The organism is Streptomyces sp. NRRL B-24484, assembly GCF_000717715.1.
Classification (GTDB): domain Bacteria; phylum Actinomycetota; class Actinomycetes; order Streptomycetales; family Streptomycetaceae; genus Kitasatospora.
Window position 1 is genome coordinate 380,815 of record NZ_JOAI01000001.1, and the last position, 21,325, is coordinate 402,139.

Here is a 21,325-nt window from a genome sequence, read left to right on the forward strand (position 1 = left end):
CCGTGGTCGGGCCGGACGGCAGCTGCTGCCGTCCGGCCGGTTCCCGCTATTCCATCAGGTCCAGGACCGCGGCGGCGAAGAGGTCGCCGCGTTCTCCGTAGTTGGTGAACATGTCCATCGAGGCGCAGGCGGGCGCCAGCAGGACGGTGTCGCCGGGCTTCGCCAGCGAGGCCGCCGTCCGGACGACGTCGGCCATCGCCTCGGCGCCAGTCTGGCCCGCGGCGGCTTCGACGACGGGGACATCCGGTGCGTGTCGCACGAGCGCCTCGCGGATCAGCTCGCGGTCCTGGCCGATCAGCACGGCCGCCCTCAGGCGGTCCGCGGCGGTCGCGACGAGCTCGTCGAAGGTGGCGCCCTTGGCGAGTCCGCCGGCGATCCAGACCACCGGCTCGTACGCGGCGAGCGAGGCCGCCGCGGCGTGGGTGTTGGTGGCCTTGGAGTCGTCGACGTAGGTGACCTCGTCGACGACCGCGACCTGGGCGATCCGGTGCGCGTCGGGCCGGAAGGCGCGCAGGCCGTCGCGGACGGCCTTGGTGTCCACGCCGTAGGCGCGGGCGAGGGCGGCCGCGGCCAGCGCGTTGGCGATGTTGTGCGGGGCGGGCGGCACGACGTCGGCGACGGCGCCGATCTCGGCCGCGCTGTTGGCCCGGTCCTCGACGAAGGCCCGGTCGACGAGCAGGCCGTCGACCACGCCGAAGTTCGAGGGGCCGGGGGCGGCGAGGCCGAAGCCGACGGCCCGGCAGCCCTCCTCGACGTCGGCCTCGCGGACCAGCGCCTCGGTGGCCGGGTCCGCCAGGTTGTAGACGCAGGCGACCTCGTTGCCCTCGTAGATGCGGCCCTTGTCGGCGGCGTACGCCTCCATCGAGCCGTGCCAGTCGAGGTGGTCGGGCGCCAGGTTGAGGACGGCCGCCGAGTGCGGGCGCAGCGAGGGCGCCCAGTGCAGCTGGTAGCTGGAGAGCTCGACGGCGAGGACGTCGTAGGGCTCCTCGGCGAGCACCGCGTCCAGGACGGAGACGCCGACGTTGCCGACGGCGGCGGTCCGCTCGCCGGCCGCGGTGAGGATCGAGGCGAGCATCTGGACGGTGGTGGTCTTGCCGTTGGTGCCGGTGACGGCCAGCCAGGGGGCGGGCTCTCCGGTCGCCGGGTGCGGGCGGCGCAGCCGCCAGGCGAGTTCGACGTCGCCCCAGACGGGGACGCCGGCCTGCTCGGCGGCGGCGAACAGCGGGCTGTTCGGCGGCCAGCCGGGCGAGGTGACGATCAGTTCGGTGCCCTCGGGGAGGGTCGCGCCGTCGCCGAGGCGTACGGCGATGCCGGTGAGGTCGGCGGCCTTGGCGCGCAGCGCCGGGCCGTCGCCGCCGTCGACGACGGTCACCTCGGCGCCGAGGTCGCGGAGCACCCGGGCAGCGCTGACGCCGGACAGGCCGAGGCCCGCCACCACGGCCTTCAGGCCGTTCCAGTCGGGGTTCTCCGTCATCCGGCCACCCATCCTGCGTAGAAGAGTCCGAGGCCGACCGCGACGCACAGGCCCTGGATGATCCAGAAGCGGACGACGATGAGCACCTCGCTCCAGCCCTTGAGCTCGAAGTGGTGCTGGAGCGGCGCCATCTTGAAGACGCGCTTGCCGGTCATCCGGAACGAGCCGACCTGGATGATCACGGACAGGGTGATGATCACGAACAGGCCGCCGAGCAGGGCCAGCAGCAGTTCGGTGCGGGAGCAGATGGCGAGGCCGGCGAGGGCGCCGCCGAGGGCGAGCGAGCCGGTGTCGCCCATGAAGATCTTGGCGGGCGAGGTGTTCCACCACAGGAAGCCGAAGCAGGAGCCCATCAGGGCGGAGGCGACGACGGCGAGGTCGAGCGGGTCGCGGACGTCGTAGCAGTTCGCGGTGGCGGTGATCATGTGGGCGCAGGTCTGGCCGTACTGCCAGACGCCGATGAAGACGTACGCGCCGAAGACCATCACGGAGGCGCCGGTGGCGAGGCCGTCGAGGCCGTCGGTGAGGTTCACGCCGTTCGACATCGCGGCGATCATGAAGTAGGCCCAGATGACGAAGAGCACCGGGCCGATGGACCACTTGAAGTCGTTGACGAACGACAGGTGGGTGGAGGCGGGCGTCTGGTTGCGGCTGTTGGCGAACTGCATCGACAGGACGGCGAAGGCGAGGCCCACGAAGGACTGGCCGAACAGCTTCGCCTTGGCCCGCAGGCCGAGGGAGCGGCGCTTGACGACCTTGATGTAGTCGTCGAGGAAGCCGACCAGGCCCAGACCCACCGTCAGGAACAGCACGAGCAGGCCGGAAGCCGTGGGCGACTCGCCCGTTATCGCCTTGGTGGCGAAGTAGGCGATCAGTGTCGCCAGGATGAACGCGATGCCGCCCATGGTGGGGGTGCCGCGCTTGCTGTGGTGGGCCTTGGGGCCGTCGTCGCGGATGTACTGGCCGTAGCCGTGCCGGGCCAGCAGCTTGATCAGGGCGGGCGTGCCCAGCAGCGACAGGATCAGACCGATGCCGCCGGAGAAGAGGATCTGCTTCACTGAGCGGCCCCATCGGCGAGCAGGGCCTCGGCGACCTTCTCCAGGCCCGCCGAACGGGAGGCCTTCACCAGCACCACGTCCCCAGGCTGCAGCTGACTGCGCAGCAGCTCGATCGCCGCGTCCGCGTCGGACACCAGCACCGACTCCTCACCCCACGAACCTTCGTTCCTCGCGCCGAGTTCCATGCAGGCCGCCTCGCGTCCGCCCACCGCCACCAGCTTGGTGACGTCGAGCCGGACGGCGAGCCGTCCGATGGCGTCGTGCTCGTCGAGGCTGTCCTCGCCGAGCTCCCGCATCTCCCCGAGCACCGCGAAGGTGCGGCGGCGCTCCGGGCCGCGGCCGGCCATCGACACCAGCGCCCTGAGTGCGGCCCGCATCGAGTCGGGGTTCGCGTTGTAGGCGTCGTTGACGACGGTGACACCGTCGGCCCGGTCGACGACCTCCATGCGCCAGCGGGACAGCGCACCCGCCTCGCTGAGCGCTTCGGCGGTGTCGTCGACGGGCATCCCGAGCTCCACCGCCACCGCTGCGGCGGCGAGGGCGTTCGAGACGTGGTGCTCACCGTACAGGCGCAGGTTCACGGGTGCGGAACCGGCCGGGGTGATGAGCGTGAAGGACGGCCGGCCGGTTGCGTCCAGGCGAACTCCGTCCGCCCGGACGTGGGCGTCCCGGCTCTCGCCGAACAGCACGACGCGGCCCTTGGTGCGGCTCGCCATCGCCCGTACCAGCGGGTCGTCGGCGTTGAGGACGGCGACGCCGTCGGCGCCGAGCGCCTCGACGATCTCGCCCTTGGCCTGCGCGATGCCCTCCTTGGAGCCGAACTCGCCGACGTGGGCGCTGCCGACGTTGAGGACGACCGCGACGTCGGGCGGGGTGATGCCGGTCAGGTACTCGATGTCGCCCTTGTGCCGGGCGCCCATCTCCAGCACCAGGTGCCGGGTGCCGGCCTCGACCCGCAGGGCCGTCATCGGGTGCCCGATCTCGTTGTTGAGGTTGCCGGGCGGGTACACGGTCTCGCCGCGGCGCTGCAGCACCTGGGCGATGAGGTCCTTGGTGCTGGTCTTGCCGGAGGAGCCGGTGAGGGCGACCACGGCGGTGCCGGTGGCGCGCTCCACGACGGCGCGCGCGAGCCGGCCGAGGGCCGCCACCACGTCGTCCACCAGGATCGCGGGCACGCCGACCTGGCGGGAGGCCAGCACCGCGACGGCGCCGGCCCCGACCGCCTTCGCGGCGTAGTCGTGGCCGTCCGCGTGCTCGCCGACCACGGCGACGAACAGACCGCCGGGCTGCACCTGGCGGGAGTCCACCACGACCGGCCCGGTCACCACGGCCCCGGGGTCGGCGCCGTCGAGCGTGCCGCCGACCGCGGCGGCGGCCTCGGCGAGGGTCAGTGCGATCACGGCTGCTCTCCTTCGGGGGCCTGCTGGGGGCGGGCGGTCCGCGCGATGGCCTCGCGCAGCTCGTCGCGGTCGTCGAACGGGCGGACCTCGCCCTTCGCGTACTGGCCGACCTCGTGGCCCTTGCCGGCCACCAGGACGGTGTCCCCGGCGTGCGCACGGGCGACGGCGTGCCGGATCGCGTCGGCGCGGTCGGGCACCACGAGCACCTCGCCGCGTTCGTCCTCGGGCACCTCGGCGGCGCCGGCGAGCATCGCGGTGAGGATCGCCAGCGGGTCCTCCGAGCGCGGGTTGTCGCTGGTCAGCACGGCGGTGTCGGCGATCCGCGCGGCGATGGCGCCCATCGGGCCGCGCTTGAACGGGTCGCGGTCGCCGCCGCAGCCGACGACGACGTGCAGCCGGCCCTTGGTGACCTCGCGCAGCGACTCCAGGACGGCCTTCAGGGCGTCCGGCTTGTGCGCGTAGTCGACCACGGCGACGTACGGCTGGCCGGCGTCGACCCGCTCCAGGCGGCCGGGCACGCCGGTCGAGGCGGCGACCCCGGCGGCCGCGGCGTGCAGCGGCACGCCGGCGGTGACCAGTGCGGTGATCGCGCCGAGCGCGTTGGCCACGTTGAACGGGCCGGGCAGCGGCACCGAGGCTTCCGCGGCGGCGCCGTCCGGGCCGACCACGCGGAAGGTCGAGCCGGCCGGGCCGAGCTGGACGTCCACGGCCCGCCAGTCGGCGTCCGGGTCGCCCTTCGCGGAGAAGGTCACCACCGGGATCGGCGCCTCGCCGGCCAGCCGGCGGCCGTAGGCGTCGTCGAGGTTGGCCACCCCGCAGCGGGCCTTGTCGGTCTGGAAGAGCCGGGCCTTGGCCCGGTAGTAGTCCTCCATGTCCGGGTGGAAGTCGAGGTGCTCGGGGGTGAGGTTGTTGAACAGCGCGACGTCGTACAGCACCCCGTCGACCCGGCCGAAGACCAGGGCGTGGCTGGAGACCTCCATGACGACCGCGGCGGCGCCGCGCTCGCGCATCACCGCGAGGACGGCGTGCAGGTCGGTGGACTCGGGGGTGGTCCGCTCGCTCTTGATCCGCTCGCTGCCGACCCGCATCTCCACGGTGCCGATCACGCCGGGCAGCAGACCGCCGCCGCGCAGGCCGGCCTCGACCAGGTAGGAGGTGGTGGTCTTGCCGTTGGTGCCGGTCAGGCCGATCATCAGCAGCTGCTCGCTGGGGCGCCCGTAGACCGCGGCGGCGAGGTGGCCCATCGCGCCGCGGACGTTGTCCACGACCAGCAGCGGCACACCCGAGTCGGCGGCGAGTTCGGCGCCGGCCGGATCGGTCAGCACGGCGACGGCGCCCGCCGCCACCGCCGCCGCGGCGAAGGCCGCGCCGTGGTGGTTGGCACCGGGGAAGGCCACGTACACGTCGCCGGGGCGGACGGCGCGGGAGTCGTGGGTGATGCCGGTGACCCCGGTGTCCTCCGCGCCCTCGGCGGGCGCCAGGCCCAGCTGTCGGGCGACCTCGGCGAGCGGCAGCGCCGCCGGGCTGGAGGGGCGGGGCGGGCTCGCGGAGATTTGATCGGGTTTCGGCACGGCGGGCAGGGTATCGGCCGAAGGGCCTCCAGGGCCAAACCGGGCGGGGGTGCCCCCGTCGTTCCGCTCCGCCGGGCGCGGATCGCTGCTGCGGTGGTCGGGGGCGTCGTTCATCAGGGCTTCCAGTCGACGGGCAGGTTCGGCGCCTCGCTGCCGCTCGGCGCGACCCGCAGGGTCTTCAGGGCGAACTCCATCACCTGCTTGAACACCGGGCCGCACAGCTGGCCGCCGAAGTGGCCGTTGACCGGGTCCTGGATCACGCAGGAGACGGTGACCCGGGGCCGGTCGGCCGGTGCGAAGCCGATGAAGGAGGCGGTGTACCCGGAGTACCGGCCGGTCCTCGGGTCCACGCGGTTGGCGGTGCCGGTCTTGCCGGCGACCCGGTAGCCGGGGATCGCCGCCTTGGTGCCGGTGCCCTGCTCGTCGGTGACGACGGACTCCAGCATCTCGGTCAGCGTCTTCGCGGTGGCCTCGCTGACCACCCGGGTCTGCGCGCCGGGCGGGGTCTGGGTGTAGCGCCCGTCCGGGCCGGTGGTGCCCATGACCAGGCCGGGGGCGACCCGCACCCCGCCGTTGGCGATCGTGGAGAAGACCGAGGTGGCCTGCAGGGCGTTGACCGACAGGCCCTGCCCGAACGGGATGGTGTACTGCTGCGAGCCCTTCCAGTCCTCCGGCTTGGCGAGGATGCCGCGGGTCTCGCCGGGGAAGCCGAGGCCGCTCGGCTGGCCGATCCCGAACTTCTGCAGGTACCCGCCGAGCACCTTGTTGGCCTCGCCCTGGTCCTTGCCCAGGTGCTCGGCGGCCTCGATGGTGCCGATGTTGGACGACTTGGCGAGCACGCCGGCCAGCGTCAGGTACCAGGTCTCGTGGTCGACGTCGTCGTGGAAGACCCGGTCGGAGCGCTGCAGGGTGTTCGGCACGGTGACGTGGGTGTCCCAGCTCGCGGTGCCGGTGTCCAGCACCGCGGCCATGGTCATCAGCTTGGCGGTGGAGCCGGGCTCGTAGGCGTCCTGGACGGCGGCGTTGCCGAGCTGCTCGGGCCGGGCCGAGGAGAGCTTGTTCGGGTCCAGGCCGGGCGAGGTGGCCATGGCGAGGATCCGGCCGGTCTGCACGTCCTGGACGACGACGTAGCCCTTCTCCGCCCCGGCGTTGGCGACCTGGTCGGTGATGGCCCGCTGGGCCGCCCACTGGATGTCCTTGTCGACGGTCAGCCGCAGGTCGGTGCCGGGCACCGGGGTCTGCATGCCGCCGCCGGAGCCGGGCACGATCCGCCCGCCGACGGAGGCGTAGGTCGAGCGGCCGTCCACGCCGGCGAGGTCCTTCTGGTACTGCAGTTCCAGCCCGCCGGTGCCGGTGCCCTCGGCGTTGACGAAGCCGACCAGGTTCCCCGCGAGGTCGCCGGCCGGGTAGACCCGCCGTTTGCTGGGCGACCAGACCACCCCGGCGAGGAAGTTGGCGCAGGCGGTGTCGACCGCGGTGCGCCCGCCCTTCTCCGCGGGCTTGCCGAGCAGCTGCCGCTGCCCCCGGCAGGCCTTGGTGTCGGCCTGCTTGGCCAGGTCGGCGCGCAGGTCGGCGATCCTGTTCTTCGCCTCCGGCGTCTGGCGCGGGGCGAGCAGGGCGTACCGGCTCTTCGGGTTCTTCGGGTTGAGGTGCAGCAGTCCGGCGATCTTCTCCTTGGGCGAGCCGAGGATCGGGGCGAGCAGCGCGGCGGCCTGCTCCGGTGCGTCGGGGAGGTGGGTGGCCTCGGGGGTGAACAGCGTGGGGTCGGCGGTGATGTCGTAGGCGTCCACGGTGGTCGCCAGCACGGTGCCGTCGCTGGACGTTATCGAGCCGCGCTCCGCGGACAGCACGACCGGCACGTACTGGTTGGCGCCGGCCTCGGAGGCGAGCGCGTGCGAGTCGAGCAGTTGCAGCTGGACGAGCCGCCCGGCGAACACGGTGAAGACGACGACCAGCGCGATGCCGGCCAGCCGCAGCCGCTTGCGCGGGTCGGCGAGCCGGATCATCCGCGGCTGCGGACGGGCGGCGGGCCGCTGCGGGCGGCGGGCCGGACGGGCGGTGCGCGGGTCGGCGCCGCGGGCCCGGTCGGGGCGCGGGGGTGTCCGGCGGGCCTGGTCGGCGCCGCGCGGGCGGGGGGTGCGGGCCCGGTCCGCGGGTTTGCGTCCGGGCTCCCCCGGGCGGTGCGGGCGGCGGTCGCCGGGGCCCTGCGGCCGGCGCGGTGTGCTCATCGTCCGCTCCCGGGGTGCGGGGCCGTCGCGGTGGCCGTGGCCGGCGGGGCGGGTGCGATCTGCACCCCGTCGTCGGACGCGGTCGGCGCGGGGGACGCCGGCGCGGATGCGCCGGCGGAGGGATCACCGGACGGGGCCGGGGGCGCGGCGGAGGCGTCCTCGGGCCGCTTGACCGGCGCGCTGTCCTGGGCCTGGCCGGGCTTGCCGAGCACCTTGCCGTCGTCCTGCAGGAAGGCCGGGCCGCCGCCGGGCACCATGCCCAGTTCGCGGGCGCGGCGGGCGAGCGCGTCGGGTGCGGCGTCCTGGTCGATCTGCGCCTGCAGGCCCTGCTTCTCGTCGGTGAGGTCGGTGGTCTGCTTCTTCAGCCGGGACAGCTCGAACGAGCCCTCGTTGAGGGCGGTGTTGAGCATCAGCAGGCCGAGCAGTCCGGCCGAGAGCAGCACCACGATCAGCACGGCGAACGGGGTCCGCCCGCGGACGGACCGGGACTGCGGACGGGCGCTGATCCGCCCCCGTCCCGCCTGCCCGGGGAGCGCACCGCTCCTCCGGGTCCGACCGCCCCGCCCGCCCGCGGGCAGCAGGGGCCCACCGCCGGCCACCGGCACTGCGCCCTCCCTCTCGCCGTTCCTCGCTCGCGTCCGCCCCGGTCAGCGCCGGGTCGCCCTGATCCTCTCCGCCACGCGGAGCCGGACGGGCGCGGCGCGCCGGTTCTCCTCGATCTCCGCCTCGGTGGCCAGCTCCGCCCCGCGGGTGTGCAGCTTCAGCCAGGGCTGGTGCTCCTCGGGCACGATCGGCAGCCCGGGCGGGGCGGTGGACGTGGCACCGGCCTGGAAGTACTGCTTGACCAGGCGGTCCTCCAGGGACTGGTAGGACATGACGACCATCCGGCCGCCGACCGCGAGGCGCTCCAGCGCGCCGGGGATCGCCCGGTCCAGCACCTCCAACTCCCCGTTGACCTCGATCCGCAGGGCCTGGAAGGTGCGCTTGGCCGGGTTGCCGCCGGTGCGCCGGGTCGCCGCCGGGATGGCGTTGCGTACCAATTCGACGAGACGCGCACTGGTGGTGAACGGTTCCTTCTGCCGTTCGCGGACGATCACCGAGGCGATCTTCCCGGCGAACCGCTCCTCGCCGTAGACCTTGAGGATCCGGGCGAGGTCGCCGTGGCTGTAGGTGTTGAGCACCTCGGCGGCGCTCAGGCCGCTGGTCTGGTCCATCCGCATGTCGAGCGGGGCGTCCTGGGCGTAGGCGAAGCCGCGGTCGGCCTCGTCCAGCTGCATCGAGGAGACGCCGAGGTCGAAGAGGACGCCGTGCACCTCGGGGATGCCGAGGTCGTCGAGGACCTCCGGGATCTCGTCGTACACCGCGTGCACCAGGGTGGCCCGGTCGCCGAACGGGGCGAGGCGCTGCGCGGAGAGCTCCAGTGCGGCCGGGTCGCGGTCCACCGCGACCAGCCGGGCCTCGGGGAACTGCGTGAGGATCGCCTCGCTGTGGCCGCCGAGGCCCAGGGTGGCGTCGACCACCACCGCGCCGGGCGCGGTGGCCGCCGGGGCCAGCGCGTCCATGCAGCGCTGCAGCATCACCGGGACGTGCTTGGGTGCCGGACTCTCGTTGGACATCGCGCGGTGGCGCCCTTCCTCGGTGCGGCCGCCCGGGCCCGGACGGCTGGCCCCATTCTCGCCCACGGCCGGAGCGGATCCGGCCGCCGGGGCACGGGCCGCCCGGACGCACGCGGCCCGCGGTCCCCGCCCGCTCGCCTGGGGAAGGTGACCGCCCGGCACCGGGGAAGGTGCGCCAGGTGGCACAGGAGCGGGTGGAGGCCGCGGGCCGCGTACGGGAGCGCCCCCGGTGCCGGCCCGAGGGGGCGTCGGCGGGGCGCGGTGGGCAGTGCTCCACTGCGCCGCCAGACTATCGCCCGCTCACGCCGAGTCAACGCTCCCCGACGGAGCGCCACCCGGGCGGCGGTACGGCCCGGTGCAGGTCACGGCCGTCGCGGTCCGGCCGGGCCGGGCGGGCGCACCGCGGCGGCCCGCGCCGGTCATACCGGGACCAACTTCGCAACCCGGCCGGCCCGCGGCGCAGCGCGGCTATGGACTCGATCACAGCCCGGGGCCGCCCTCACCACGGCACCGGGATTCGGATTACCTTCGTCACCATGACAGTGACCCCCGACCGGCCCGTGCCGAACGCCGCTGCCAGTCCTTCCTCCGGCATCATCGACCGCTTCGTGGCGTCGAACCGCGAGTACGCGGTCGAGTTCCGCGACGGCGGCATGGACGCCCGCCCCGTGCAGAAGGTCGCCGTGGTGGCGTGCATGGACGCCCGCCTCGACCTGTTCGCCGCACTCGGCCTGGAGCTCGGCGACGCGCACATCATCCGCAACGCGGGCGGTGTCGTCACCGACGACACCATCCGCTCCCTCACCATCAGCCAGCGCGCCCTGGGCACCCGCTCGGTCGTGCTGATCCACCACACCGGCTGCGGCCTGCTCGGTCTCACCGAGGACTTCCGCCGCGAGCTGGAGGCTGAGGTCGGCCAGCGCCCGCAGTGGGCGGTGGAGGCGTTCGTGGACCTGGACGGCGACGTCCGGCAGTCCATGCAGCGGGTCCGCACCTCGCCGTTCGTGCCGCACACCGACGACGTCCGCGGCTTCGTCTTCGACGTCCACACCGGACTGCTCCGCGAGATCGACTGATCCGACGATTGCGCGTCCGCCCCGCCCGGGGCGGACGACCGCTCCCGACCCGGCCAGCGTCGTCCGGGTCCCTTCCCCTCCCGTCCCCTCCCGGGCCGCCCGTCCCCGGGGCCCCGGTTGTGCCGGGACGAACCGGGACACTGCACGCGTCTCGCCCGCCCGAGTGACTTCCGGCCGTGCGACAGGGAAGAATGCCCGTGCAGGCCCGGCCCCGATCGACCCGGGGCGGCCCGCCGCACGCCCACCGCCCGTGCCACTCCTCGCCGGACTCGCACGCCCGCCCGGGCGGTGCGCCATCGGTCGGCCGGCAACCTGAGCCGGCACAAGAGGTCCACATGGGAGCGAACGGGTGACGACCTACAACACGCAGGGCACGGCGGGCGCGACCCGTTCCGACGGCTTCGCGGCCCGCAGGCCCGCGGGGCTCCAGGAGCTGGGTGCGGTGGCCGAGCGCATCCGCGCGTCGGTGGAGAGCGTCATCGAGGGCAAGCCGGAGGCCGTCCGGATCGCCCTGACGGTGCTGCTGGCCGAGGGCCACCTGCTGCTGGAGGACGTGCCCGGCGTCGGCAAGACGATGCTCGCCAAGGCGCTGGCCCGGTCCGTGGACTGCACCGTCCGCCGCATCCAGTTCACCCCCGACCTGCTGCCCTCCGACGTGACGGGCACCAACGTCTTCGACCAGCACCAGCGGGACTTCGAGTTCCGGCCGGGTGCGATCTTCGCGCAGATCGTGGTCGGCGACGAGATCAACCGGGCCTCGCCGAAGACCCAGTCGGCGCTGCTGGAGTCGATGGAGGAGCGCCAGGTCACCATCGACGGCACCAGCTACGAGCTGCCCTCGCCGTTCATGGTCGTGGCGACCCAGAACCCGGTCGAGATGGAGGGCACCTACCCGCTGCCCGAGGCGCAGCGGGACCGCTTCATGGCCCGGGTGTCGATCGGGTACCCCAGCGCCGAGGCCGAGTTCGCGATGCTGGACGTGCACGCCGGCGCCAATCCGCTGGAGGACCTGCAGCCGGTCGCGCACGCCGCCGACATCCTCAAGCTGATCGAGGTGGTCCGCTCGGTGCACGTCGCCGACGCGGTGCGCCGCTACGCGGTCGACCTGGTCGCCGCGACCCGTTCCCACCCCGAGCTGCGGCTCGGCGCCTCGCCGCGCGCCACCCTGCACCTGGTGCGGGCGGCCCGCGCCGCGGCCGCGCTGGAGGGCCGCGACTACGTGGTGCCGGACGACGTCCAGGGGCTGGCCGTGCCGGTGCTGGCGCACCGTCTGCTGCCGACCGCCGAGAGCCGGATGAACCGGCGCACCGCCGAGCAGGTCGTGCTGGACCTGGTCGCGCGGCTGCCGATCCCCCGTCCGCAGGGGCGCGGCTGACGTGGCCGCGGGCGAGAACCCCCCGCCGCAGGCCGGGCAGACGCCGCACGGACTGCGGTCGGGGCTGCACGGGCTGACCACCCGGGGGCGGTCCTTCCTCGCCGCCGGGGTCACCGCCTCGCTGTGCGCGTACGTCTTCGGGCAGGACGCGCTGCTGCGGGTCGGCGTGCTGCTCGCGGCGCTGCCGCTGGCCTCCGCGATCTGGCTGCTGCGGACCCGCTACCGGGTGGCGGGCGGCCGCCGGCTGTCCCCGCACCGGACGCCGGCCGGCCAGGAGGCCCGGGTGCACCTGCGGCTGGACAACGTGTCCCGGATGCCCACCGGCGTGCTGATGCTGGAGGACCGCGTCCCGTACGTGCTCGGGCCGCGGCCGCGGTTCGTGCTGGACCGGGTCGAGCCGCACGGCTACCGCGAGGTGTCCTACCGGGTCCGGTCCGACCTGCGCGGCCGCTACCCGCTGGGCCCGCTGCAGCTGCGGCTCTCCGACCCGTTCGGGATGTGCGAGCTGGGCCGCTCCTTCAACGCCTCCGACGTGCTGACGGTGGTGCCGCAGGTGACGCCGCTGCCGCCGGTGCGGCTGCCGGGCGAGCGGGCCGGGCACGGCGACACCAACGCCCGGGCGCTGGCGCTGGCCGGCGACGACGACGTGATCCCGCGCGAGTACCGGCACGGCGACGACCTGCGCCGGGTGCACTGGAAGTCCACCGCGCGGTACGGCGAGCTGATGGTCCGCCGCGAGGAGCAGCCGCTGCGGGCGCACGCCGCGGTGCTGCTGGACACCCGGGAGATCGCGCACCGCGGCACCGGGCCGGGCTCGTCCTTCGAGTGGGCGGTGAGCTGCGCGGCGTCCGTCGGTGTCCACCTGGTCGACCGGGGCTACCGGACGCGGCTGGTCACCGACACCGGCCACGCGGTGCCGTCCGCGGGCAACCAGGCCGGCACCACGCCCGCCGAGGCGAACGGGCTGCTGCTGGACGAGCTCGCGGTCGTCGGCAACTCCGACGGCGGCGGGCTGGCCCGCGCCGAGGAGGTGCTGCGCGGCGGCGAGGGCCTGCTGGTCGCGATCGTCGGCTCGCTCGACTCCGAGCAGCTGGAGCGGCTGTGCGGGCTGCGCCGCCGGGCCGCCGGCGCGGTGCTGTTCCTGCTCGACACGGCGACCTGGGCGGGCCTGCGGCACCTGCTGCCGGACACCGCGGACGGTTCCTTCGAGGAGCAGGCGAAGACGCTGCGGCGGGCCGGCTGGACGGTGCTGCCGGTGAAGGCCGGCGCCTCGCTGCCCGAGCTGTGGCGCACGGCCGACCGCACCGAGCAGTCGAGCCCCTACCGAGACGAGGTCGGCACGTGACCACCCGGGCCCGATTGACGATCAGTGCGGCGACGGCGACCGTGCTCACCTCGACGTGCCTGCTGCCGCTGATCACCACGCACGGCTGGTTCGTGCAGGCCGTGCTGATGGTCCTGGTCGCGGCCGGGGCCGGCACCGGGCTGCGCCGGCTGGCCGTCTCCGGCTGGGCGGTGACGCCGTTGCAGCTGCTGGTCGTGCTGTACGCGCTGATGCTGCTGTCGGTGCGCCGGTCGATGACCTGGGGGCTGCTGCCCGGCGGCCGGGCGCTGGACGCGCTGAGCTCGCTGCTCACGCAGGCCGGCACGGACCTCGGCCAGTACGCGGTGCCGGCGCCGGACACGGCGGGCCTGCGGCTGGTGCTGGTCGGCTCGGTCGCGCTGGTCGCGGTCCTGGTGGACGCGCTGGCGGTGACGCACCGGCGGGCGGCGGCGGCCGGTCTGCCGCTGCTGGCGCTGTACTCGGTGGGCTGCGGCCTGTCCGGGGTGGGCTCGGGCTCGTGGATCTGGTTCCTGCCCGCGGCCGGCGGCTACCTGCTGCTGCTCCGCGCCGAGGGCCAGGACCGGCTGTCGCGCTGGGGCCGGGTGTTCAGCGGCACCGGCAAGGCGACGAACACGCCGCCGGTGCACAACGGGCACCGGGTCGGCGTGATCGCGCTGGTGCTGGCGGTGGCGGTGCCCGCGTTCCTGCCGCAGGCGGGCCTGGGCCTGGTCGGTGCGATAGCCGGCAACGGCGGTTCGGGCACCGGCAGCGGGTCGGGGTACCGGGTGACCTCGCTGAACCCGGTGGTGGCGCTGACCGAGAGCCTGCACCGGACGGACGCGGTGCCGCTGCTGCAGTACCGCACCACGGCGCAGTCCGTCGGCGAGATGTACCTGCGGATCGGGGCGCTGGACGAGTTCAACGGCGTCGACTGGCGGTTCTCCCCGCAGAAGCTGCAGCAGCGGCCCGACCCGCTGCCGAAGCCGACGGGCCTGACCTCGTCGATCGCGGTCAGCCAGGCGAGCACCCACGTGGCGATCTCGAAGAACCTGCGGACGGACTGGCTGCCGCTGCCGTACCCGGCGAGCACCGTGTCGGTGCCGGGCAACTGGCGGTACGAGCCGGAGACCCGGACCCTGGTCGGCGCGGACGGCCAGAAGACGGACGGCCTCACCTACGACGTGACCAGCCTGGACGTGCAGCCGACCGCGGAGCAGCTGCGCTCGGCCGGCCCCGTCCCCGCGGACCTGCCCGGTCGCTACCTGCAGCTGCCGGACTCGCTGCCGGCGCAGGTGGCGAGGACGGCGCAGGAGGTGACGGCGGGCAAGGACAACGCCTTCGACCGCGCGGTGGCGCTGCAGGACTGGTTCACCTCGCCGGCGTTCCACTACGACACCGACATCGAGGCCGGCACCGGCAGCACGGCGATCCTGAAGTTCCTGCAGGACCGGCGGGGCTTCTGCGTGCACTTCGCGTCGACCATGGCCGCGATGGCCCGCACCCTGGGCATCCCCGCCCGGGTGGCGATCGGCTTCACGCCGGGCAGCACCACCGACGGCGCGTCGTACGTGGTGCGGTCGACGAACTACCACGCGTGGCCGGAGCTGTACTTCGCGGGCACCGGCTGGGTCCGGTTCGAGCCGACGCCGTCGGCCGGGCAGGGCGCGATCGTGCCGGGCTACACCCGCCCGGAGACCGCTCCGTCGGCGGGCGCGACCACTGCGCAGCCGACCGACGAGCCGAGCGGCGCCGCCTCGGCCTCGCCGGGTGCGACGAACAGCTGCGGCGGCGGCCACCGCGCGGAGGACTGCGCGGACCAGCAGACCGCCGCGGCGCAAAACCTGCAGGGCGAGCCGTGGTGGCTGTCCTGGCGGGTGCTCGCGACGTTCTCGCTGGTGGCGCTGGCCCTGGTGCTGCTGGCGGTGCCGGCGCTCTGGCGGGCCAGGCTGCGGCGGCGGCGGCTCGGCGCCGGACGCCACCTGGCGGGCGCCGAGCGGACGGTGCTCTCCGACGCGCAGGTGCTGGCCGCCTGGCAGGAGCTGATCGACTCGGCCTGGGACCTCGGCATCCCGCCGGACGACGCCAGCACGCCGCGCCGCACCGTGGCGCGGATCGCGCAGCTCGGCTCGTTGGACGGCGAGGCGCAGGCCGCGGCCGGCCGGGTCGCGCTCGCCACCGAGCAGGTGCTGTACGCCCGGGAGACCGGGCCGGTGCCGCCGCTCGGCGCGGACGTGCTGGCCACCCGGGAGGCGCTGCGGGCCTCGGTCGGCCGGTACGGCCGGCTGCGCGCGGTGCTGATGCCGCCGTCGGCGGCGCGGCTGTGGTGGCGGGCGACCGAGCGGGTCGGCGCGGTGCGGCAGGCGGTGCGCGGCCGCTTCGACGTGGCGGCGGGTGCGGTCCGCGGGGCCGTCCGGAAGGTGCTGCGGCGGCACCCCGAGGAGGGCGGCCGGTCCTGACCGGCGGCCCTGCGGCCGGTGCGACGACGGCGCCGGGGGCTGACGGTTCGGTGAACCGTCCGCCCCCGGCGCCGTCGGTCGTTCGTGGTTCCCGGGGTTCCTAGAGGCCGTCGTGTTCGTCGCGGCGGCGTTGCCAGCGCTGTTCCATCCGGTCCATCACGTTCGCCTTGCGGCGGGGAGCGGGGGATGCCTTGGGGCCCGATCCGTGCCCGAGGGCACCGCGCCGCCAACCGGTCACGGCAAGGACCGCGCAGCCAAGCATCACCAGGAAACCGATCACGCTCACCCAGATCAGCTGGGCGACCATGCCTCCCATCAGGAGACCGACGCCAGCCACGAACCCTGCGGCGGCCAGGTAGACCCTCCGACGGGTGTAGGTGCGCAGGCCGGTTCCCTCAAGCGCTGACGCGAATTTGGGATCTTCGGCGTACAGCGCTCGCTCCATCTGCTCGAGCAGTCGCTGCTCGTGCTCCGAGAGCGGCACGGAGTCCTCCTACTCGTCGGTCGCGGGGCGACCGGTCCGCCACCCCTGGGCCTGATCCTGTGAGGTCCATATGCCCCAGGCGTTCGGGTGTCATGCTTTCCGGCTTTACCCAGATCATACGGTCCACAGGGCCGGTTCGGGGTGGTGGTGGACACGTGCCACCAACCACTTCGGAGCCGCCCTGCACCGGTGCAACGCCCCCGCCCGCGCACAAGTGCCCGGATCATCGGAATCTCCGCAGACCAGGGGCGCCCGGGCGCCCGGCGGCGGGGTCAGACCAGGGCCGCCAGCAGGTGCAGCTGGGTCGCGACGGCGTGGAAGGCGGGCTCCTCGGCGGCCGCCAGCTCCAGCTTGAGCAGGGCCTCCATCGCGCCCGGTTCGGTGTCGACGAGCACCCCGGGGACGAGGTCGGCGAAGACCCGTACACCGTGCACGGAGCGCACCTGGAGGCCGGCCGCGGAGGTCAGACCGGACAGCTCCTCGCCCGTGAAGCGGCGCGGCATCGGGTCAGCGGCGCCCCAGCGGCCGTCCTCGGCCTCCAGCACCGTGCGGGCCTCGACGAAGTGGCCGGCCAGGGCGCGGGCGAGCACCGCGCCGTTGCGGTTGGCGGCGAGCAGGCTCACCAGGCCGCCCTTGCGCAGCGTGCCGGCGAGGCTGCCGAGCGCCTCCGCCGGGTCGTCGACGACCTCCAGCACGCCGTGGCAGAGCGCCGCGTCGACCGATCCGGCCTCGACCACCTCGGGCAGCGTCTGGGTGTCGCCCTGCACCGCGCGGACGAGGTCGGTGACCCCGGCCTCGGCGGCGCGCCGCTCCAGCGCGAACAGCGCGTCCGGGCTCGGGTCGACGACCGTCACCCGGTGGCCGAGCCGGGCCACCGGCACGGCGAAGTTGCCGGTGCCGCCGCCCGTGTCGAGGACGTCCAGCACCGGCCGGTCGAGCTCCGCGGAGCGCTGCTCCAGCGCGGTGCGCACCACCTCCCAGACCACGGCGGTACGCAGGGCACTGCGGGGACGCGTCGGGTACACGGCGGGGCTCCTCGGTACTGGGATCGATCACCGAACGCCACCACCTTAGGCCCTGCGCCGCCCGCCGACGGGTGCCCGCGCGGCCGCCGGCCCCGCCCCGGGCCGCGGCCGCGCGGGCCCGCCCCGGACGGGCCCGCGCGCAGGTCACTCCGCCAGCGGTAGGGACTGCTGGGGGGCGCCCGGGCCGAGGCCGAGCAGGCGCTCGACGATGCGCAGGTACAGCCCGGTGTTGCGGATCAGGTCGTCGGCGTCGCGGGCGGTCGCGGCGGTGCGGATTCCGGCCTCGGCGGCGGCCCTGCGCCGTGCGCCCGCGGAGAAGTAGACGGCCCACTCGGTGAGCTCCGGGGCCACCCCCGGCAACAGCTCCCAGGCGCTGCGGATGGCCTTGCGGCGGCGCGGGTGGGGATCGGGCCGACCGCGCACCGCGAGCACCGCGGCGGTGGTGCGCAGGGCGGCGAGGTGGGCGGTGGCGTAGCGCTCCAGCGGGTCCGGCAGGCTGCGGGCGGCGGTGAGGGTGCGGTGGGCCTGGCGGAGCAGGTCGAGGGCGGCGGGCGGGGCGGCGGCACGCCGCACCACGGGGTGGACGTCGGCGGGGCGGGTGCGTCCGGCGGGCAGGGTGTCGGCGACAGGGTGGCGGGTGACGCGCTCGGGGCGGCTGATGGTCATGGTCTCCCCCGGTCCGATGCGGGTGCCCGGGCCGGACGGCCCGCGCCCCTCCAGCGTGGCAACCGGCACTGACAATCCCGGGTGCGAACGGTCCGGCCGGGGCGCGGTCCCACGGCCCCGCGGGGTGCGGCGGCGGTGCGGCGGGGTGCGACGGCGGAACGTGCGGCGGGGGCGGCGGTGCCCGGCCGGACCGGCACCCCCGTCGCCGTCCTGCCCTGCTCCGCCGCCCCGCACGTCCGCCGGAGGCCGTTCCCCCGGCCTCCGGTCTCCCCCGCTCGGGCCGTCCCCCCGGACCGCGCTCCGCCGCCCCGTGCCGGCGGTGCGCGGCCCCGATCGGCCCGTGCACGCGACCGGGCCGGCCGGCCGGTCCCCCACTGGTGGCGGACGGCCCCGTCGCTTCCCGGGCGGAGCGTCGTGCGCCCCTCCCGGCGTCCACCACTATGGCGTCCCCACAGGTCAGCGGGTATCCGTCGGCGTACTCATTCGGGGCCCTGAGTATCCGTACTCAGGGCCCGGCCGGTCGGCCGCGCGGGAACCGGCGGGCCGTGCGGCGCGTCCTTGCAGCACCGGTACGGTACGTCCCGACCGCCCGGGTGTCGGGCGGCCCTGCCGGAGGGGAGCAGAGTTGAGCATCATCCCGTTGATCTTCACCAGCGGTTGGGCGAGCGGTGTCAACGCCTACGCCGTGGTCCTGCTGCTCGGCCTGTTCGGCCGGTTCGGCGGCGCGGAGTCCGTGCCGCAGTCGCTGGAGCGCACGGACGTGCTGATCGCCGCCGCGGTGCTGTTCCTCTGCGAGGCGGTGGCCGACAAGATCCCGTACGTGGACACGGTGTGGGACGTGGTGCACACCGTCATCCGCCCGGCCGCGGGCACCGTGGTCGGCGTGCTGCTGGCGAGCAACGACCCCGGCTCGCTGAACGGGATCGCGGCCGGCGCGCTCGGCGGTACGACGGCCCTGGTCAGCCACGGCATCAAGGCCTCGCTGCGGATGGCGGTCAACACCTCGCCCGAGCCCGCCTCGAACATCGTGGTCAGCCTGCTGGAGGACCTCTCGGTGGCCGGCCTGGTCACCCTGGCGGTCTTCCACCCGTGGGTGGCGGCCTCGGCGGCCGCGGTGCTGCTGGTGGTCGGGGTGCTGCTGGTCTGGTTCGCCGTCTCCCGCATCCGCCGCTTCCTCCAGCGCCGCCGCGAGCGCAGGGCCGCGCGCACCGCGACCGTCCAGCCGCAGTACTGACGAGCACGTGGGGGCGGCAGCCCCCGGGTGACCTGCGCGGGTTCGCCCGTAGACTCAGCGCCCATGGCACGGATCGTCATCATCGGCGCAGGCATGGCCGGACTCGCGGCAGCGGCCCGGCTCGGCACCCTCGGCCACCGGGTGACGGTGTGCGAGGCCGCCCCGACGTACGGCGGCATGGTCGGCCGGTACGAACGGGACGGCTTCGCCTTCGACACCGGGCCGGGCGTGCTCAACCTGCCGGCCGTCTACCGGGACCTGGCGCTGAAGAGCGGCCGGGAGCCGCTGGAGCAGCTGGTCGACCTCGTCCCGGTGGAGCCGGAGAGCCGGCACCTCTTCCCGGACGGCACCGACCTGGTGCTGCCGAACGCCTCCCGCGGCGGCGTCGCCAAGGCCCTGGACACGGCCTTCGGCGCCGGCTCGGGCGACCGCTGGGGCGAGGTGACGAACCGCGGGCGGGCGGTCTGGGAGGCCACCCGCCGCCCGCTGATGGAGGAGCCGCTGCCCGAGGGCCGGCTCGCCGACCCGTACCCGCGGCCGCCGCGCCGCGGCCCCGCCAAGTGGCTGCCGCGCGGCTCGTACACCCTCGGCGACGTGGCCCGCCGCGAACTCGGCGACCACCCCGGGCTGACGGCGCTGCTCACCGAGTACGCGACCCGGTTCGGCCTCGGGCCCGACGCTCCGGCCGGGGCGACCGTGCTGGCGTACATGGAGCAGTCCTTCGGCGTCTGGTACGTCCGCGGCGGCATCCGGGCGCTGGCCGACGCGGTGTTCCGCCGCTGCGAGCAGCGCGGCGCCGAGTTCCGCTTCGGCACCCGGGTCGCCGAGGTGCTGACCGCGGGTGGCCGGGCCTGCGGGGTGCTGACGGCCGACGGCGAGTGGATCGAGGCCGACCTGGTGCTCTCCTCCTCGCCCGACCCGGGCCTCGGGTGGGAGAAGCCGGGCGGCGGGCTCGGCCGGGTGCGGGTGCTGCTCGCCCTGCGCGGGGCCCGGCCGGAAGGCACCGTGCACCGGACGGTGGTGCACGCCGGGGGCGCGGACCGGGAGAGGGACGCGCTGCTGCACGAGGAGAGCGTCCCCGAGGGGCCGACCGTGCAGGTGCTGCGGCCGGACGACCCCTCCCTGGTACCGGACGCCGACCACGAGGCGGTCACCCTCACCGTCACCTGCGGGGTGCGCGGGAGCGACGACCTGGACGCCTACGCGGGCCGTCTGCTCGACCACCTGGCGAAGTCCGGGCTGGACCTGCGCGAGCGGGTGCTGTGGCGCGAGGTGCGGTCCACGGCGTGGGTTCCCGTCCCCTCGCTGGCGGGCGGCACCCTCAACCCGCCGAACGGGACGGGTGTCCCGGGCCTGTACCGGATCGGCGGCGGCGCCCACCCCGGCGGCGGGCTCGCCAGGGTCGGCATGTCCGCTTCGATCACCGCCGGGCTGATCGGCCCGGCCTGACGCCCGGCCGCGGGGCTCAGCCCTGCTGCTGGTAGTCCCAGGTCTGCTGCTGGTACTGGCCCTGCTGCTGCGGGACGGCCGGCTGCTGCTGGTACTCCCAGCCCTGCTGGTAGTAGTAGCCCTGCTGCTGGGGCTGCTGGACCTGCTGCGCCTGCTGGTCGGCGAACTGCTGCGCGGCGTACGGGTCCTGCTGGTACTGGGCGTAGGCGGCCTGCTGGGCCCAGGCCGCCTGCTGGCCGTACGGGTCCTGCTGCTGGTACTGGGCCTGGGCGAACTGCTGCTGCGCCGCCCACTGCTGGTCCCAGCCGTAGCCGTGGCCCGCCTGCTGCTGGGCGTGGACGTCCTGGTGGACGGCCTGCTGCGGGACGGACTGCTGGGTCCAGACCTGCTGCTCCTGCTGGTACGCCTGCGGTTCGGCGTAGACGCCGTCGGCGGCTATCTCCTCGACCTCGGTGTACGCGCTCAGCGCCGGGTCGGCCTCGACCGGGCCGACCGCACCGACGACCGGGGGCTCGGGCAGCGCCTCCTCCTCGGCCCCGGCCACGCCGCCGGTGGCGGCGCTCAGCAGCGGGACGCGGGCCAGCGGGCCGGGCAGGGTGCCGTCCTGGCGGCGCAGCGACCAGCCGGCGACGAAGCCGCGCTTCACCGAGGTGGTCACGAAGAACTGACCGGCCGCGAAGGCGGCGGCGCCGACGCCGATGACCAGCACCGACTGCAGGCGCATGCCGCCGACCACCGTGAGGAAGCCGGCCAGGGCGACGCCGCGCCACACCACCGGGGCACGGTTCTGCAGCAGGAGTTCGGCGATCAGCCAGAGCGCGACGACGGCGAGTGCGGCGTACAGCAGCAGGTATCCGATGCCCATCCCGCTACCTCCACTCGCGCGCGC

Annotated in this window: 17 protein-coding genes; 6 read left to right on the top strand and 11 right to left on the bottom strand. The window is 74.9% G+C overall.

Going from position 1 to position 21,325, the window contains the following annotated elements:
• Window positions 1-46 precede the first annotated feature (46 nt).
• The 7 genes from murD to rsmH all read right to left on the bottom strand — a co-directional run bounded on the left by murD (window position 47) and on the right by rsmH (window position 9,347).
• A complete protein-coding gene (gene murD / locus IE98_RS0101695) occupies window positions 47-1,474 on the bottom strand; it encodes a UDP-N-acetylmuramoyl-L-alanine--D-glutamate ligase (RefSeq protein WP_030262828.1) in 1,428 nt (475 codons plus the stop codon).
• On the bottom strand, window positions 1,471-2,532 hold the full coding sequence (gene mraY / locus IE98_RS0101700; protein ID WP_030262830.1) for a phospho-N-acetylmuramoyl-pentapeptide-transferase: 1,062 nt from the start codon (window positions 2,530-2,532) through the stop codon (window positions 1,471-1,473). The genes murD and mraY overlap by 4 nt, the downstream gene beginning before the upstream one ends.
• The gene (locus IE98_RS0101705; protein WP_030262833.1) at window positions 2,529-3,932 is read right to left on the bottom strand and encodes a UDP-N-acetylmuramoyl-tripeptide--D-alanyl-D-alanine ligase; all 1,404 of its coding nucleotides are present in this window, start codon (window positions 3,930-3,932) and stop codon (window positions 2,529-2,531) included. The genes mraY and IE98_RS0101705 overlap by 4 nt, the downstream gene beginning before the upstream one ends.
• Window positions 3,929-5,617 (bottom strand): UDP-N-acetylmuramoyl-L-alanyl-D-glutamate--2,6-diaminopimelate ligase, encoded by a 1,689-nt coding sequence (locus tag IE98_RS0101710; protein ID WP_078660704.1) that lies wholly within the window; start codon window positions 5,615-5,617, stop codon window positions 3,929-3,931. Before IE98_RS0101710 ends, IE98_RS0101705 begins: the two co-directional genes overlap by 4 nt.
• Window positions 5,617-7,731 carry a peptidoglycan D,D-transpeptidase FtsI family protein gene (locus tag IE98_RS0101715; protein ID WP_052389994.1) on the bottom strand — a complete coding sequence of 705 codons (2,115 nt, stop codon included), beginning with the start codon at window positions 7,729-7,731 and terminating at the stop codon, window positions 5,617-5,619. The genes IE98_RS0101710 and IE98_RS0101715 overlap by 1 nt, the downstream gene beginning before the upstream one ends.
• Window positions 7,728-8,186 carry a cell division protein FtsL gene (locus IE98_RS0101720; protein ID WP_234443366.1) on the bottom strand — a complete coding sequence of 153 codons (459 nt, stop codon included), beginning with the start codon at window positions 8,184-8,186 and terminating at the stop codon, window positions 7,728-7,730. The genes IE98_RS0101715 and IE98_RS0101720 overlap by 4 nt, the downstream gene beginning before the upstream one ends.
• 192 nt (window positions 8,187-8,378) lie before the next feature.
• Entirely contained in the window at window positions 8,379-9,347 is a 969-nt protein-coding gene (rsmH, locus tag IE98_RS0101725; protein WP_030262842.1) for a 16S rRNA (cytosine(1402)-N(4))-methyltransferase RsmH, read from the bottom strand.
• Between the two features lie 536 nt (window positions 9,348-9,883).
• Here rsmH and IE98_RS0101730 point away from each other — a divergent pair.
• From IE98_RS0101730 to IE98_RS0101745, 4 genes are all read left to right on the top strand, one after another.
• Window positions 9,884-10,423, top strand: coding sequence for a beta-class carbonic anhydrase (locus IE98_RS0101730; RefSeq protein WP_030262845.1), 540 nt, complete (start codon window positions 9,884-9,886; stop codon window positions 10,421-10,423).
• Window positions 10,424-10,772: 349 nt separating this feature from the next.
• Window positions 10,773-11,798, top strand: a complete 1,026-nt coding sequence (locus tag IE98_RS0101735) for an AAA family ATPase (RefSeq protein ID WP_030262848.1) — start codon at window positions 10,773-10,775, stop codon at window positions 11,796-11,798.
• Between the two features lies 1 nt (window position 11,799).
• Window positions 11,800-13,143, top strand: coding sequence for a DUF58 domain-containing protein (locus tag IE98_RS0101740; RefSeq protein ID WP_030262852.1), 1,344 nt, complete (start codon window positions 11,800-11,802; stop codon window positions 13,141-13,143).
• Window positions 13,140-15,578, top strand: a complete 2,439-nt coding sequence (locus IE98_RS0101745) for a transglutaminaseTgpA domain-containing protein (RefSeq protein ID WP_030262855.1) — start codon at window positions 13,140-13,142, stop codon at window positions 15,576-15,578. Before IE98_RS0101740 ends, IE98_RS0101745 begins: the two co-directional genes overlap by 4 nt.
• Window positions 15,579-15,678: 100 nt before the next feature.
• Here the strand turns inward: IE98_RS0101745 and IE98_RS0101750 are convergent, their stop codons facing one another.
• The 3 genes from IE98_RS0101750 to IE98_RS0101760 form a co-directional block, all read right to left on the bottom strand.
• The gene (locus tag IE98_RS0101750; protein WP_030262858.1) at window positions 15,679-16,062 is read right to left on the bottom strand and encodes a DUF3040 domain-containing protein; all 384 of its coding nucleotides are present in this window, start codon (window positions 16,060-16,062) and stop codon (window positions 15,679-15,681) included.
• A 272-nt stretch (window positions 16,063-16,334) separates the two neighbouring features.
• A complete protein-coding gene (locus IE98_RS0101755; protein WP_030262861.1) occupies window positions 16,335-17,087 on the bottom strand; it encodes a methyltransferase domain-containing protein in 753 nt (250 codons plus the stop codon).
• A 144-nt stretch (window positions 17,088-17,231) separates the two neighbouring features.
• Window positions 17,232-17,753 carry an SAV_6107 family HEPN domain-containing protein gene (locus IE98_RS0101760; protein ID WP_052389995.1) on the bottom strand — a complete coding sequence of 174 codons (522 nt, stop codon included), beginning with the start codon at window positions 17,751-17,753 and terminating at the stop codon, window positions 17,232-17,234.
• A gap of 625 nt (window positions 17,754-18,378) precedes the next feature.
• Here IE98_RS0101760 and IE98_RS0101765 point away from each other — a divergent pair.
• A complete protein-coding gene (locus IE98_RS0101765) occupies window positions 18,379-18,987 on the top strand; it encodes a DUF4126 domain-containing protein (RefSeq protein ID WP_030262870.1) in 609 nt (202 codons plus the stop codon).
• Between the two features lie 63 nt (window positions 18,988-19,050).
• Window positions 19,051-20,436, top strand: a complete 1,386-nt coding sequence (locus IE98_RS0101770; RefSeq protein ID WP_030262873.1) for a phytoene desaturase family protein — start codon at window positions 19,051-19,053, stop codon at window positions 20,434-20,436.
• 16 nt (window positions 20,437-20,452) lie between these two features.
• On the opposite strand, the gene IE98_RS0101775 is transcribed toward IE98_RS0101770, so the two are convergent.
• Entirely contained in the window at window positions 20,453-21,301 is an 849-nt protein-coding gene (locus tag IE98_RS0101775; protein ID WP_030262875.1) for a hypothetical protein, read from the bottom strand.
• Window positions 21,302-21,325 lie beyond the last annotated feature (24 nt).